The organism is Microbacterium martis (assembly GCF_047246685.1).
GTDB lineage: Bacteria > Actinomycetota > Actinomycetes > Actinomycetales > Microbacteriaceae > Microbacterium.
The window spans coordinates 896,291-910,787 of record NZ_JBFOKT010000001.1; the positions used below are offsets into that span (position 1 = coordinate 896,291).

Sequence of the window (14,497 nt, forward strand, 5' to 3'; positions counted from 1 at the left end):
GGCCCGCGTCCAGCCCCGCGGTGTCGCGGCGGCGTAGGCTTGAGGGGTGCCAGCAGTGAACCTTGGGATGCCGAAGATCCCCGAAGTCCTCGCCCCGCGTCGCAAGTCCCGCCAGATCAGAGTGGGCAAGGTGCTCGTCGGCGGAGATGCGCCGATCAGCGTGCAGTCGATGACGACGACGAAGACCACCGACATCAACGGGACGCTGCAGCAGATCGCCGAGCTCACGGCATCCGGATGCGAGATCGTTCGTGTCGCCGTTCCCTCGCAGGATGATGCCGACGTGCTGCACATCATCGCGAAGAAGAGCCAGATCCCGGTGATCGCCGACATCCACTTCCAGCCCAAGTACGTGTTCCAGGCGATCGACGCCGGGTGCGCGGCGGTGCGTGTGAACCCCGGCAACATCCGCAAGTTCGACGATCAGGTCGGGGCCATCGCTAAGGCGGCATCGGATGCGGGGGTGTCGCTGCGCATCGGCGTGAACGCCGGTTCGCTCGATCCGCGGCTGCTGCAGAAGTACGGCAAGGCGACTCCCGAGGCGCTCGCCGAGAGCGCCCGGTGGGAGGCGTCGCTCTTCGAGGAGCACGACTTCCACGACTTCAAGATCTCGGTCAAGCACAACGACCCGGTGATCATGGTGCAGGCGTATCGCCTTCTCGCGCAGATGGGCGACTGGCCGCTGCACCTCGGCGTCACCGAGGCGGGTCCCGCCTTCCAGGGCACCATCAAGAGCGCGACGGCGTTCGGCATCCTCCTCGGCGAGGGCATCGGCGACACCATCCGCGTCTCGCTGTCGGCGCCCCCGGCCGAAGAGGTCAAGGTCGGGCATCAGATCCTCCAGTCGCTGAATCTGCGGGAACGGAAGCTCGAGATCGTGTCGTGCCCGTCGTGCGGGCGCGCGCAGGTCGACGTGTACACGCTCGCGGAAGACGTGACCGAGGGGCTCAAGGACATGACCGTTCCGCTGCGTGTCGCTGTGATGGGATGCGTCGTCAACGGCCCGGGCGAGGCGCGCGAGGCCGACCTCGGCGTCGCCTCCGGCAACGGCAAGGGGCAGATCTTCGTCAAGGGCGAGGTCATCAAGACGGTGCCCGAGGCCGACATCGTGGCCACGCTCATCGAGGAGGCGAACAGGATCGCCGCCGAGATGGGACCGGAGGCGCCGCTCGGCACCGCTCAGGTCGTCACGGCCTGATGGCTTCCACGCTGGTCTCGTTCGCCGGCGGCGCGGTCACCGGCGACGGAGTCGTCACCCGCGTCGAGAGCACGCCCGACGGCGCGGTGGTCGTGGTCGACGCGACGCCGTTCCACCCCGTCGACCACACCTGGCCCGATCAGCCGGGCGACTCGGGCGAAATCCGTATGGGCGGTGACGCGGCGTCCGTCGCCGAAGCGGTCATGGCCGCGGTGAGCGACGAGGGCGTGTTCGCCGTCGGCCGTGACATCCCGGTCAAGCGCGGCGCCGAGGGATGGACCTGGCTGGTGGGTCATCGGCTCGTCGCCGACGCGCCCGCCGCGCTCGCGCCCGGGGCGTCGGTCAGCCTGGCCGTGGACGCCGGTCGTCGCGCGGGCCTGAGTCGCGGGCACACGGCCTGCCATCTCGCCTCGCTCGCCCTCGATCTCTCGGTCGCCCACCTGTGGCGCAAGGATCCGGGAGCGGACGCCCTCGGCAATCCCGACTTCGAGGGACGGGCGAATCAGACCAGTCGGATCCACGAGGATGGTGCCGTCGACGAGTACCGCCTCGGCAAGAGCCTGCGTCGTGCCGGGTTCGACACCGAGGCCTTGGCTGCGACAATCGCTGAGCGCGAGTCGCGGATCAATGCGCAGCTCGCGGCCTGGGTGGCCTCTGCGGCGCCCAGCCGCATCGAGGCGGAGGTTCGACGATCGTGGATCGCCGCCGCTGGCACTGCGCGCTGCCCGAGGGCGAGGCCGTCATCCTCTGCGGCGGGACGCATGTCGAATCGCTCTCCGCGTTCGCCTCGATCTCGGTGGCGCTGGACCTGACCGACCCGCAACTGCTGGTGATGACGACCACGGTGGTCCCGTCCGACTGAGCTCGCCGGGCGCCGTCCCGGGATTCAGATCGCGAACTCGACCTCGCCGTTCGCGATGTCGGCACGGATGACGCGCAGGCGGACGACGTCTCCGGGCTTCGCATCGGCGGGTACCGGCGCCGTGGCGGTCACGGCCGGGTCGGCGATCTGCACCGACGCGCGTTCGCCGCGCAGCTCGATCACGGTCGCGTCGACCTCGATGCCGACCAGCGGCACGAGCAGCGCGGCCTCGACGGCGTTGACGGTCGCGGCGTCCAGCCGCGATGCCCGCTGGCCCGACTCCTGCATGAGGGCAGGAAGCTGATCGAGCGATTCGCGCGCCCAGGAGGGGATCTCCCGTCCGGTCGAGACGGCGAGGCAGATCGCCAGGACCCAGCGGTCGACGAGGCGCCGCAGCGGCGCTGTGGCGTGGGCGTACGGGGCGGCGATCGCTGCCTGGATCGCGTCCCTGGGAGCTTCTCCGTCGAACGTGACGTAGCCGGCGCCGCGGAAGAGCGCCGCTGCCGCTTGCAGCACGGGGAGGGCCAGCGGATCGGTCCTGTCGAGGCCGCGGAGGTATTCGCCGTAGTCGCCGGACGTCCAGGGGCGGCCGAGGGCCTCGGTCTGGTGTCGGAATGTCTCGAACGCATCGTCATCGGGTCTCGGCATCGTGCGCAGGATGCCGACGCCGGCGTCGATCATGAGGGATGCCGCCGCCATGCCGGTCATCAGGGACAGCTGCGCGTTCCACTCCTCGACGGGCAGGGGGCTGGCGCGCTCGATGTCATACGCGCCGTCTTCTGCGCGCGCGACTTCTTCGTCGGGCAGATTCAGGCTCGCGCCACCGCGGCGTCGTTCCTGGTCGATCCGCAGCGCTCCGATCTCGGCGAGCAGGGATGCCGGACCGTCTTCGCCGCGGTCGAGCGACGCCTGGGTCGATTCGTAATCGAGCTGGACGCGGGAACGGATGAGGGCCCGTTCCAAGCGGAACTCGCTGACGGCGCCCTCGGCGTCGAGCGAGAAGGTCCAGACCAAGGCCGGTCGGTCGACGCCGGGGAGGAGAGAGGCGCGATCCTCGCTGAGCACGGCCGGATGCAGCGGGATCCTGCCGTCCGCGGCGTACAGGGTCTGACCGCGGCGCCGGGCCTCGGTATCGACAGCCCCACCCGGAGTGACGAATCCGGGAACGTCGGCGATGGCGTAGCGGACGATGTATCCGGAGCCGTCGCGTTCCAGATGGAATGCCTGGTCGAGGTCCCGCGAGCCGGCAGGGTCGAGGGTCGCGAACGGGACGTCGCACAGGTCGAGGTCGGGTTCCGCCGCGCGCGCGGCTTCGGCCTCGGCGAGCACCTCGGGCGGGAACTCCATAGGAGCCTCGAGGGATCGCCGGAGCGCGGCCAATGCCGCGGCCAGTTCGGTCTGTGCGGCGGACGGGGCGACGTGCGATCGGCGCTGAGGCATGCTCCCACACTAGGTCGGGTGGCGGTGGTCGTTTGCTCGAACCCGCATCCCTCGGACGCCTTTTCATCAGAAGGGTCCCGGGCTCAGAAGGGTGTCGGCTCTGAAGAGTGTCGGCTCTGAAGGGTGGGGTCAGAAGGGTGGTGGGGTGTCGTCTTGGGTGAAGGTGATGGTGTTCGGGGGTGGGTGCCGGTCGATGTAGGTCTGGCCGGTGGGGCTGGTCCAGGTGTAGTGGCCGTCGGTGTGGGGTTCGACGTGCCAGGGTGTGTGGTGTTTGAGGGTGTGGTGGCGGCGGCAGAGGTGTCCGAGGTTGTCGGCGGTGGTGGGTCCTCCGAGGGCGGCGTCGTGGTGGTGGTCGATGTCGCAGTTCGTGGGTGGGTAGCCGCAGGTGGGGAATCGGCAGCGTTGATCCCTCGCTGTGAGGTGTCGTTTGAGTTCTGAGCTGGGCCGGTACCGGTCGACGGTGAGGAGGGCGCCGGTGATGGGGTGGGTGAGGATGCGGTCCCATCCGGATGTTGCGCCCGCGAGCGTGCGGGCGGTGGCCGGGTCGATCGGGGTGCGGCCGTTGAGTTCGGCCGGTGTCGTCCCGGTGCCGATCAGGGTCGTGACCGGGACGGTGACCGACACGGTGGCGGTGACCGCGGCGAGGAGCCCGCCGGGGGTGTCGTGTCCGGCGGGGGCTCCGGTCAGGAGCAGGTCGAGGGCCAGGTCGGCGCGGGCCTGACCCAGCGTGCGCGGGTCTTGCTCGACCGCGGGGCTCGGCGTCTGGTGCTGCACGGTCTTCGCCATCCGGGTGATCCGGTCGAACGCGCCGTGCACGAGCGCGGCGGGCCCGCGCATCCCGAGTTCGGCCATCCCGTCGGGGAGGTCGTTCACCCACACCCCCCGCGTCAACCGCGCATCCGCATGCCGCTGGTCGATCGAACGGGATGAGAACCGTTCCGCGACCCGCCGCGCCATCCGCGCCGTCCGGTTCGCGGACTCCGTCTCCGCGAAGGTGATCATCTCCGCCGAGAACGCGTCCCGATCTGCCCGGTCGTCGAGGTGGTCTGCGGCGTCGCAGATCACCCGGGCGTGGGCGGCACTGATCCGCCCCTCGCCCTGCGCCCGCCACACCAGCGGGAACCGTTCCACCAGCCACGACGCATCCGTCATCCGCCGCTGCACCGTCCGGTCGCTGACCCGCAGCGCGGCCGCGAACTCCGCCGCCACCGTCCGCAACACCAGATCCACCTCATCAGCCGACCCGGCCCGCCCCGCGACCTCGACCGCCAACCGCGACCCGACCGCCAACAACCCGTCGCGCACGGCCTGCACGCTGCTGATCGTCCGCTCGACCTCGACGAGCATCTCGGTGACCGCACCCAGTGCTCTCACCTGCTCGATCGTCGTCCCGGCCACCCCCGTCATACCCCCACCCAACCAGGGACCACCGACATTCGAACACCCAGATCAGACCCATAAACCGACATACCGGAATGCGATCCGAGACGAGGGCGATACCGATGCGAGCTTCGCCCACGCCCACGTCAAATGCGCCGGCATCCGTCACCCGAAAGCCGGACGCATCCCGCCGACCGGCCCCGATGTCGAAGACCCGCACTAGCGTGGGTGTCATGACCACTGCATCGAAGGCCCAGACCCTCGTCGGACTCTATGACGCCCCGGAGATCCTCCGCGTCGTGAACGTGTGGGACGTGGTGTCCGCCCGTGCCGTCGCGGCTCTCCCCGAGACGAAGGCGATCGCCACGGCGGGACACGGCATCGCCGCCTCCTTCGGCTACGACGACGGCGCCACCCCGCGCGAGATCATGATCGACATGGTCGGGCGCATCGCGGCATCCGTCGACGTACCGGTCAGCGCCGACCTCGACGACGGCTACGGCGACGCGGGCGAGACCGCGCGGCTCGCCATCGGCGTGGGCATCGCGGGCGCGAACGTCGAAGACCGCCTGAAGCCGTTCGACGAGTCCGTGGCCGCGGTCGAAGCGATCGTGAAGGCCGCCGAAGCCGAAGGCGTGCCCTTCGCGCTCAACGCCCGGACCGACGCCTTCGTGCGCGCAGGGCACCGGTCGGTGCAGGAGAGCACCGCTGACGCCATCCAGCGCGGACGGGCCTATCTCGACGCCGGGGCGACGTCGGTCTTCGTGCCCGGCATCCTCGACGCCAACGTCACCCGCCAGCTCGTCGACGGCATCGGCGAGCGCAAGGTGAGCGTCATCGGCCTCCCCGGGGCGCTGGCCGCATCGGAATACGAGAAGCTCGGCGTGGCGCGCATCTCCTACGGCCCTCTGCCGCAGCGCGTGGCCCTCACGGCGCTGCAGGAGCTCGCGGCCAGCCTCTACGGCGGCGGAGTCGTGCCGTCGGGCCTGCCCGCGCTGAACTGACCGGTCCGCGGAGGCAGTGACCACGGCTCACTAGACTTGAGCCGTGGTCACTCGTCTCTCGAAGTTCTTCCTCCGCACGCTCCGCGAAGACCCTGCCGACGCAGAGGTCACCAGCCATCGCCTGCTCGTCCGTGCCGGCTACATCCGTCGCGCCGCTCCGGGCGTGTTCACTTGGCTGCCGCTCGGTCTCCGCGTGAAGTCGAGGATCGAGGCCGTCATCCGTGCCGAGATGGACGCCGCCGGTGCCCAGGAGGTGCATTTCCCGGCGCTCCTGCCGCGCGACCCCTACGAGGCCTCGGGCCGGTGGGAGTCGTACGGCGACGGCATCTTCCGTCTGCAGGACCGCAAGGGCGCCGACTACCTGCTCGCCCCCACCCACGAGGAGATGTTCACGCTCCTCGTGAAGGATCTGTACTCCTCGTACAAAGATCTGCCGCTGACGATCTACCAGATCCAGGACAAGTACCGCGACGAGGCGCGCCCGCGGGCCGGGCTCCTCCGCGGACGCGAGTTCACCATGAAGGACGCCTACTCCTTCGACGCCTCGGACGAGGGCCTGGAGGTCAGCTACCAGGAGCAGCGCGACGCCTATGAGCGCATCTTCCAGCGCCTCGGACTCGAGTACGTCATCGTGAACGCCGACAACGGACTCATGGGAGGGGCGCGAAGCGAGGAGTTCCTCCACCCGACGCCCGTCGGGGAGGACACGTTCGTCCGCAGCGCCGGAGGCTACGCGGCCAACGTCGAGGCGTTCACGACCGCCGTGCCCGACGCCGTCCCCTTCGATGCCTCAGCCGCGCCGGTGATCTTCGACTCGCCGGACACCCCGACGATCGAGACGCTCGTCGCGCACAGCAATGCGCACCTCGACGGCGAGTACACCGCGGCCGACACGCTCAAGAACGTCGTGCTCGCCCTCACACATCTCGACGGCTCGCGCGAGCTGGTCGTCGTCGGCATCCCCGGCGACCGCGAGGTCGACGAGAAGCGCGCGGAGGTCGCCTTCGCGCCCGCCGACGTCTCGACGGCGACCGACGACGACTTCGAGAACAACCCCCTCCTCGTGAAGGGCTACATCGGGCCCTGGTCGCCGACGGGCCCCGTGCTCGGCGAGGAGTCGGCCACCGGCATCCGCTACCTCGTCGATCCGCGCGTGAGCGAGGGCACGAGATGGATCACCGGCGCCAACATCGATCAGAAGCACGCGCACTCGGTCGTCGCGGGCCGCGACTTCTTCGCCGACGGCGTGGTGGAGATCGCGAACGTGCGCGAAGGCGACCCCGCGCCCGACGGCTCGGGCCCGGTGGAGCTCGCCCGCGGCATGGAGATCGGCCATGTGTTCCAGCTGGGACGCTTCTTCGCCGAGACTCTCGGGCTGAAGGTGCTCGACGAGAGCGGCAAGCTCGTGACGGTGACGATGGGCTCCTACGGCATCGGCGTGACCCGCATCCTCGCGATCATCGCCGAGCTCAACAACGACGACAAGGGACTGATCTGGCCCGCGTCCGTCGCTCCGTTCGACGTCCACGTCGTCGCCGCCGGCCGCGATCAGGTGGCGTACGAGGTGGCCGAGGCCCTGTCGGCCCAGTTGGAGACCGCCGGACTCGACGTGCTGTACGACGACCGCGCCAAGGTCTCGCCGGGCGTCAAGTTCGGCGACGCGGAGCTGGTCGGCATCCCGTGGATCGTCGTCGTCGGGCGCGGGGCCGCCGACGGCCAGGTCGAGGTCTGGGATCGCCGCACCGGCGAACGAGACGCGGTCTCGATCGATGAGGTCGTCGGCCGGCTCACGAGCTGAACCGCCCGCCATGATCGACGAACCGCTTCCGCCGGCGCTGAACGCCGACCTGAACGCCGAGCTCGACGCCGCCCTCGACACCCTGCTCGACGACGCCGGTGTCGACACCGACCGGCGCCTGGTGAAGCGGATGCTGCGCACGGCGATCCAGCTCGGCGAGGACGACGCGAACCGGCTCGACCTCAAGATCGCGTCCGCGGCTCTCGCCGAGATGCGCGACGCGTTCCGTCTCTTCGCGCCGTTCCGCGGGGTGCCGAAGGTGAGCGTGTTCGGGTCGGCGCGCACCCGTCACGACGACCCGCTCTACCTCCAGGCGCGCGACATCGCCGCCGCCCTCGCCGCCGACGGATGGATGGTCGTGACCGGGGCCGGGCCGGGGATCATGCAGGCGGCCGCCGAGGGAGCGGGGCCTGAGCTGTCGCTCGGCGTGTCGATCCGCCTGCCCTTCGAGGAGAAGGCCAACAGCCTCGTGACCGGGCAGGGCCAGGTCGTCGCGATGAAGTACTTCTTCACGCGCAAGCTCATGCTCGTGAAGGAGTCGCTGGGCTTCGTCTGCCTGCCCGGCGGGTTCGGCACGCTCGACGAGATGTTCGAGCTGCTCACGCTGCAGCAGACCGGCAAGGCGGAGCCGACGCCCATCGTGCTCCTCGACCAGCCGGGCGGAACCTTCTGGCAGGGGCTGCGCCGCTTCATCGACGAGACGCTGGAGCCGATGGGGGTCATCTCGGTCGGAGACTTCGATCGCGTGCTGGTCACCGACTCGGTCGAGGCCGCCTGCGCCGAGATCGCCGGCTTCTGGCGCAACTACGACTCACTGCGATGGGTCGGCGACTCGCTGGTGCTGCGTCTTCGCACGGCGCCGACCGACGAGGAGATCGAGCAGCTCAACGACCGGTTCGGCTCGATGCTCGCATCCGGTCGGATCGAGCGCAACGATCCGCGGCGTCCAGAGGTGGCCGACGACGACGTGCTCCACCTGCCGCGGCTGATCCTGCATCTGGACCAGCGGCAGATCGGCTACCTTTTCCGGCTCATCCGCGCGATCAACGATCTGCCGTCCGCTCGCGAGCTCTGATCCCCGCGGCGAAGGCATCCCGGTCGACGGGACGGCCGAGGATGCGCTCCGCGGCGCGATGGCCGGAGTAGTAGGCGGCCCCCACCGTCGCGGGTTCGTCGCCCCAGGTCGCCTCCCCGGCGAAGTGCAGCACGCCGTCGACCGGTCCTGCGAGCTCGTCGTGATCGTGGTGAGAGGAGCCGAGGGCGAGGTGCGAGTACGACCCCCGCGAGAACTCGTCGTCGCCCCAGCGGGTGATCCATCGCGCCCGGGGCTCGACGACCGCGTCGCCGTAGAGCGCGCGCAGGGCGGCCACGACGTCGTCGACGATCTCGTCGTCGGTCGCCTCCTGCAGGTGACGTCCGAGGGGTCCGGCGGCGAAGGTGAGGAGGGTCGGGATGCCGCTCACCGCGGACACGTCGTACCACGAGTGCCAGCGCTCTCCGGCTTCGCCCAGGGCGCGCACGACGTAGCTGTCCTCGCGCCAGAAGCGGGTCGGGAACTGGAGGAAGATCTTGTTGAACACCCCCATGCCGAGACGGTCGATCGGCCCGGCGATGTCGTCGGGAAGGGCGGGATCGAAGGAGATGGATCCGGCCTTCAGCACGCCCAGCGGCGCGGTGACCAGCACCTGGTCGGCCGTGACCTCGGAATCGGCGGTGCGGACGACGACCCCGGCGGACGAGCGCCCCACGTACTCGACGACCTGTCCGAGGCGGATGTCGAGTCCCGCGGCGATCCGGCGCGGCAGCTCGTCGTATCCGCCGGGGAAGATGACCTCGTCGCCGTCGATCGCGTCTTCATCGAGGCCGTGCGCATCGAGGTCGCCGATCCAGGCGCCGCACTGCTCCTCGACCCGGTGCCGGAAGAATTCGCGGATCTCGTCGATGCGCTCGGGGGCCAGCGCCGAGCGGTCGAGCGCGCGCTCCGTCACGTCCAGGTAGGTGTCGCCGGGGGATGAGGCGTCGATCTCGCAGACCAGCAGCCGGTCGGCCTCCTCCACGTCGGCGATCCACTGCCGGGTGGCCGCGGCATCCATCGGCCTCGCCTCGCCGTCGAAGTTCTCGATCGGCCGGCCACCGACCTGGAAGCTCCCGACCGTGTATTCGAGCGTGGGGATGCCGAGAGCCTGCACGAGATCCCAGAGCGGGGAGTCGTCGATGCCGTGGATCCAGGACGCCCCGAGATCGACGGGGAACCCCGCCTCGCGGTCGCTGTGCATCCGTCCGCCGATGCGGTCGCGCGCTTCCAGGACCACGACGCGCTGTCCCGCATCGGTCAGCATGCGGGCGGCGGTGACGCCCGCCATCCCGGCGCCGATCACCACGGTGTCGAACGTGTTCACGGGTCCTCCTGGGGCATCGGGACGGGGTCGGAGCGACGGCCGTCGTGGCAGCGCGCGCAGCTCACAGGGTATCGTTGTACGGATGTCGCGCGTGCGAACCGGCGCGACGAGAGCTGAATAGAGGAGGCCGTCATGGACATCGAACTGAGTCTGCTGAGAGGGATCGAGAAGGAGAAGGCGATTCCCTTCGACGAGCTCGTCTCGATCATCGAGCAGGCGATCCTGACCGCCTACTCCAAGCACGTCTCCGCCGACGGAGCCACCCCCGAGGGCGTGCGGGTCGACCTCGACCGCAAGACCGGCCACGTGGCCGTGCTGCGGGTGGTGAGGGACGACGAGGGCGCCGTCATCGGCGAAGAGGATGCGACTCCCGACGACTTCGGGCGCATCGCCGCCTTCGCCGCGAAGCAGGTCATCAGTCAGCGCCTGCGCGACATCGCCGACGACGCCGTCCTCGGGGAGTTCAAGGGCAAGGAGGGTGACATCGTCGCCGGCGTGATCCAGCAGGGCCCCAACCCCCGCATGATCCACGTCGACCTCGGTTCGGTCGAGGCGATCCTTCCTCCCGAAGAGCAGGTGCCCGGCGAGGAGTACGCCCACGGCTCGCGTCTGCGCGTCTACGTGACCAGCGTCGCGAAGGGGCTCAAAGGACCGCAGATCACGGTCTCGCGGACCCACCCCGGTCTCGTGCGCAAGCTCTTCGCGCTGGAGGTGCCCGAGATCGCGGGAGGTCTCGTCGAGATCGTCTCCCTCGCACGCGAGGCCGGTCACCGCACGAAGATCGCCGTCAAGGCGAACGACCCCTCGATCAACGCCAAGGGCGCCTGCATCGGAGAGATGGGCCGTCGCGTGCGAGCCGTGACGGAGGAGCTCGCGGGGGAGAAGATCGACATCGTCGACCACGACCCGGATCTGGCGACCTTCGTGGCGCACGCGCTCTCGCCGGCGAAGGTGACGAGCTCGTTCGTGCTCGACGCCGGCACGAAGGCGGTCCGTGCCCTGGTGCCCGACTACCAGCTGTCGCTCGCGATCGGCAAGGAGGGCCAGAACGCCCGTCTCGCCGCCAAGCTCACCGGAGCCAAGATCGACATCCAGCCCGACAGCGTCCTCGACGACTGATCGCTTCCCGCCTTCCGACTCACCGTGCCGGGGAGAGGGGCGGGGGAACGCAGGTGTAAGATGGAACCCGTACGAACGTGCGTCGGATGTCGCACGCGTGCTCCCCGCTCCGCTCTGCTCAGAGTGGTGTCCCAGAACGACGTTCTCGTGATCGACGAACGTGCTGTCCTGCCGGGGAGGGGCGCGTGGGTGCATCCGACCCGGGAATGCGTCGATGCCGCGTTGCGGCGCCGCGCCTTCGGTAGAGCACTGCGCGTATCCACTCAGCTGGACACGCGGATCTTCGAACAGCACCCACCAAGAAACAAAGGCTGAACAGCTATGGAAACAAAGTGAACGGCTCGAAATGAGACCCGTCCGCGACTAGTGGTCTGCCCTGTCTGGGCAGACCGACCCAGACAGGAGAATTGTGGCTGGTAAACCACGCGTACACGAGATCGCCGCTGAACTCGGCGTCGACAGCAAGGTCGCACTTGCGAAGCTCAAGGAACTCGGCGAGTTCGTGAAGAGCCCGTCCTCGACCATCGAACCGCCGGTGGCGCGCAAGCTGCGCGCGGCGATCGAGGCCGATGGGTCGCTCAAGAACGCCGCTCCGGCGGCTGCTGCCGCGAAGCCTGCGGCGAAGCCCGCCGCCAAGGCACCGACCCCGGGCCCGAAGCCCGGTCCGAAGCCTGCGCCCGAGGCGCCGGCACCCGCCCCGACGGCGACCGCGCCCGCGGCACAGAAGTCCGCGCCGGCGGCCCCCGCGGCTGCGGCGCCCACCCCGGCGTCGCCCAAGCCCTCCGACGGTGCAGCACCCAAGCCGGGTGCGCCCCGTCCCGGCAACAACCCGTTCTCCTCGTCGCAGGGGATGGGTCAGCGCCCGGCGGGCCCCCGTCCGGGGAACAACCCCTTCGCCTCGGCGCAGGGCATGGGCCAGCGCCCGACTCCCGGAAACATCCCGCGTCCGCAGGCGCCGCGTCCCGGCGCTCCGCGTCCCGGCGCGCCCCGTCCCGGATCCCCTCGTCCCGGCGCGCCGCGTGGCGGCCAGGGCGGCCGTCCCGGCGGCGCACCGTTCCAGCAGCGTCCCGGTGGCCCCGGTCGTCCCGGCGGCGCCGGCGGTCCCGGTGGTGCCGGCGGTCCCGGCGCGCGTCCCGGTGGCGGCGGCTTCGCCGGTCGTCCCGGTGGCGGCGGTCGTGGCCGTGGCCCCGGCGGTGGCACCGCCGGTGCCTTCGGCAAGGGCGGCGGCAAGAGCAAGCAGCGCAAGTCGCGGCGGGCGAAGCGGCAGGAGTTCGAGATGCGGAGCGCCCCGGTCGTCGGTGGCGTCAACGTCACCCGCGGCAACGGGGAGACGATCCGCATGCGCCGCGGCGCATCCATCGCGGACTTCGCCGACAAGATCGAGACGCTGACCGGGTACACCGTTCAGCCCGGCACGCTCGTGACGATCCTGTTCAACCTCGGCGAGATGGCCACGGCCACCGAGTCGCTGGACGAGGCGACGTTCGAGGTGCTCGGCGAGGAGCTGGGCTACAAGATCCAGATGGTCTCGCCCGAGGACGAGGACAAGGAGCTCCTCGAGGGCTTCGGTCTCGACCTCGAGGCCGAGCTGGAGGCGGAGAGCGAGGACGACCTCGAGATCCGTCCCCCTGTGGTCACCGTCATGGGTCACGTCGACCACGGTAAGACGCGACTTCTCGACGCGATCCGTCAGACCAACGTCATCGAGGGCGAGGCCGGAGGCATCACCCAGCACATCGGTGCGTACCAGGTGTGGACGGAGCACGAGGGCATCGAGCGGGCGATCACCTTCATCGACACCCCCGGTCACGAGGCGTTCACCGCCATGCGTGCCCGCGGTGCCCAGGTGACCGATCTCGCCATCCTCGTCGTCGCGGCCGATGACGGCATCATGCCGCAGACGGTCGAGGCGCTGAACCACGCCCAGGCGGCGAACGTGCCGATCGTGGTCGCGGTGAACAAGGTCGACAAGCCCGAAGCCAACCCGGCGAAGGTGCGTCAGCAGCTCACGGAATACGGTCTCGTCGCGGAGGAGTACGGCGGCGACGTGCTGTTCGTCGATGTGTCGGCTCGCGCCGGCACCGGCATCCAGGAGCTCCTCGACGCCGTGCTGCTCACGGCCGACGCCGGTCTCGACCTGACGGCCAACCCGAACAAGGCGGCGCGTGGCGTCGCCATCGAGGCGAAGCTCGACAAGGGTCGCGGTTCGGTGGCCACGGTGCTCATCCAGTCGGGAACCCTCCGCGTCGGCGACGCGATCGTCGCGGGCACGGCCTATGGCCGCGTGCGGGCGATGGCCGACGAGAACGGCGAGCAGGTCGTCGAGGCCTACCCGTCGCGACCGGTGCAGGTGCAGGGGCTGAACTCGGTTCCGCGCGCCGGCGATGTCTTCATCGTCACCGAGGAAGACCGCATGGCCCGCCAGATCGCCGAGAAGCGCGAGGCCGTCGAGCGCAACGCCCAGCTGGCCAAGGCCCGCAAGCGGATCTCGCTCGAGGACTTCACCCGCGCTCTCGAAGAGGGCAAGGTCGAGTCGCTCAACCTCATCATCAAGGGCGACGTCTCGGGTGCCGTCGAGGCTCTCGAGGAGTCGCTGCTCAAGATCGAGGTCGACGACTCGGTGCAGCTGCGGATCATCCACCGCGGTGTCGGTGCGATCACCGAGTCCGACGTGAACCTGGCGACGATCGACAACGCGATCATCGTGGGCTTCAACGTCCGTCCCGACACGAAGGCGCGCGAGCGCGCTCAGCGCGAGGGCGTCGACATCCGGTTCTACTCCGTGATCTACAACGCCATCGACGAGATCGAGAACTCCCTCAAGGGCATGCTCAAGCCGGAGTTCGAAGAGGTCCAGTCCGGTGTCGCCGAGATCCGCGAGGTGTTCCGCTCCTCGAAGTTCGGCAACATCGCCGGTGTCATCGTGCGGTCGGGAACGATCACGCGCAACGCCAAGGCCCGTGTCATCCGCGACGGCGTCGTGCTCGCCGATGGTCTCGCCATCGAGTCGCTGCGCCGCTTCAAGGACGACGTCACCGAGGTGCGCACCGATTACGAAGCCGGTATCGGCCTCGGCAAGTTCAACGACATCCAGGTCGGCGACGAGATCGAGACGACCGAGATGGTCGAGAAGCCGCGCGGCTGATCACTACCCGGTCGTGGGGGGGGGGGGGGGCCCCCCCCCCCCCCCGCGGGGGGGGGGGGGGTAAAAATTGGGGGGTAACCCAAGCCCCGCAGGGGGCCCCGGGGACCGGGGTGAGGGGCGCGCGGGGCGGGGAGGGGGGGCCCGCCCCCCCG

The 14,497-nt window shown here is 69.9% G+C and carries 11 protein-coding genes; 8 read left to right on the forward strand and 3 right to left on the reverse strand.

The features are described from left to right. Positions 1-46 precede the first annotated feature (46 nt). Positions 47-1,198, forward strand: coding sequence for a flavodoxin-dependent (E)-4-hydroxy-3-methylbut-2-enyl-diphosphate synthase (ispG, locus tag AB3M90_RS04255; RefSeq protein ID WP_412950151.1), 1,152 nt, complete (start codon positions 47-49; stop codon positions 1,196-1,198). Further along, entirely contained in the window at positions 1,198-2,010 is an 813-nt protein-coding gene (locus AB3M90_RS04260; RefSeq protein ID WP_412950153.1) for an alanyl-tRNA editing protein, read from the forward strand. The genes ispG and AB3M90_RS04260 overlap by 1 nt, the downstream gene beginning before the upstream one ends. 74 nt (positions 2,011-2,084) lie before the next feature. On the opposite strand, the gene AB3M90_RS04265 is transcribed toward AB3M90_RS04260, so the two are convergent. After that, complete coding sequence (locus AB3M90_RS04265) at positions 2,085-3,500, reverse strand: RNB domain-containing ribonuclease (RefSeq protein WP_412950154.1); 1,416 nt, start codon at positions 3,498-3,500, stop codon at positions 2,085-2,087. 129 nt (positions 3,501-3,629) lie between these two features. Continuing rightward, positions 3,630-4,907 (reverse strand): HNH endonuclease signature motif containing protein, encoded by a 1,278-nt coding sequence (locus tag AB3M90_RS04270; RefSeq protein WP_412950155.1) that lies wholly within the window; start codon positions 4,905-4,907, stop codon positions 3,630-3,632. A gap of 206 nt (positions 4,908-5,113) precedes the next feature. Here AB3M90_RS04270 and AB3M90_RS04275 point away from each other — a divergent pair, with 206 nt between their 5' ends. Genes AB3M90_RS04275 through AB3M90_RS04285 form a run of 3 tightly spaced genes read left to right on the forward strand, consistent with a single transcriptional unit; the run spans position 5,114 to position 8,757 of the window. Next, on the forward strand, positions 5,114-5,884 hold the full coding sequence (locus AB3M90_RS04275) for an isocitrate lyase/PEP mutase family protein (protein ID WP_412950157.1): 771 nt from the start codon (positions 5,114-5,116) through the stop codon (positions 5,882-5,884). A 43-nt stretch (positions 5,885-5,927) separates the two neighbouring features. After that, on the forward strand, positions 5,928-7,682 hold the full coding sequence (locus tag AB3M90_RS04280) for a proline--tRNA ligase (RefSeq protein ID WP_412950158.1): 1,755 nt from the start codon (positions 5,928-5,930) through the stop codon (positions 7,680-7,682). Between the two features lie 10 nt (positions 7,683-7,692). Further along, positions 7,693-8,757, forward strand: a complete 1,065-nt coding sequence (locus tag AB3M90_RS04285; protein WP_412950159.1) for an LOG family protein — start codon at positions 7,693-7,695, stop codon at positions 8,755-8,757. Here AB3M90_RS04285 and AB3M90_RS04290 read toward each other — a convergent pair. Continuing rightward, complete coding sequence (locus AB3M90_RS04290; RefSeq protein ID WP_412950161.1) at positions 8,726-10,081, reverse strand: flavin monoamine oxidase family protein; 1,356 nt, start codon at positions 10,079-10,081, stop codon at positions 8,726-8,728. The two genes, AB3M90_RS04285 and AB3M90_RS04290, sit on opposite strands and share 32 nt — an antisense overlap. A 132-nt stretch (positions 10,082-10,213) precedes the next feature. Here AB3M90_RS04290 and nusA point away from each other — a divergent pair, with 132 nt between their 5' ends. The 3 genes from nusA to infB all read left to right on the forward strand — a co-directional run bounded on the left by nusA (position 10,214) and on the right by infB (position 14,345). Beyond that, a complete protein-coding gene (gene nusA, locus AB3M90_RS04295) occupies positions 10,214-11,200 on the forward strand; it encodes a transcription termination factor NusA (protein WP_412950163.1) in 987 nt (328 codons plus the stop codon). A gap of 60 nt (positions 11,201-11,260) precedes the next feature. Further along, entirely contained in the window at positions 11,261-11,515 is a 255-nt protein-coding gene (locus tag AB3M90_RS04300; protein ID WP_412950165.1) for a YlxR family protein, read from the forward strand. 94 nt (positions 11,516-11,609) lie between these two features. Then, on the forward strand, positions 11,610-14,345 hold the full coding sequence (gene infB, locus AB3M90_RS04305) for a translation initiation factor IF-2 (RefSeq protein ID WP_412950166.1): 2,736 nt from the start codon (positions 11,610-11,612) through the stop codon (positions 14,343-14,345). Positions 14,346-14,497 lie beyond the last annotated feature (152 nt).

Excerpts from the sequence above, each read along its gene's own strand:
- AB3M90_RS04260 (WP_412950153.1), top strand. The coding sequence starts at position 1,198 with ATGGCTTCCACGCTGGTCTCGTTCGCCGGCGGCGCGGTCACCGGCGAC.
- AB3M90_RS04265 (WP_412950154.1), bottom strand. The coding sequence starts at position 3,500 with ATGCCTCAGCGCCGATCGCACGTCGCCCCGTCCGCCGCACAGACCGAA.
- AB3M90_RS04270 (WP_412950155.1), bottom strand. The coding sequence starts at position 4,907 with ATGACGGGGGTGGCCGGGACGACGATCGAGCAGGTGAGAGCACTGGGT.
- AB3M90_RS04275 (WP_412950157.1), top strand. The coding sequence starts at position 5,114 with ATGACCACTGCATCGAAGGCCCAGACCCTCGTCGGACTCTATGACGCC.
- AB3M90_RS04285 (WP_412950159.1), top strand. The coding sequence starts at position 7,693 with ATGATCGACGAACCGCTTCCGCCGGCGCTGAACGCCGACCTGAACGCC.
- nusA (WP_412950163.1), top strand. The coding sequence starts at position 10,214 with ATGGACATCGAACTGAGTCTGCTGAGAGGGATCGAGAAGGAGAAGGCG.
- AB3M90_RS04300 (WP_412950165.1), top strand. The coding sequence starts at position 11,261 with ATGGAACCCGTACGAACGTGCGTCGGATGTCGCACGCGTGCTCCCCGC.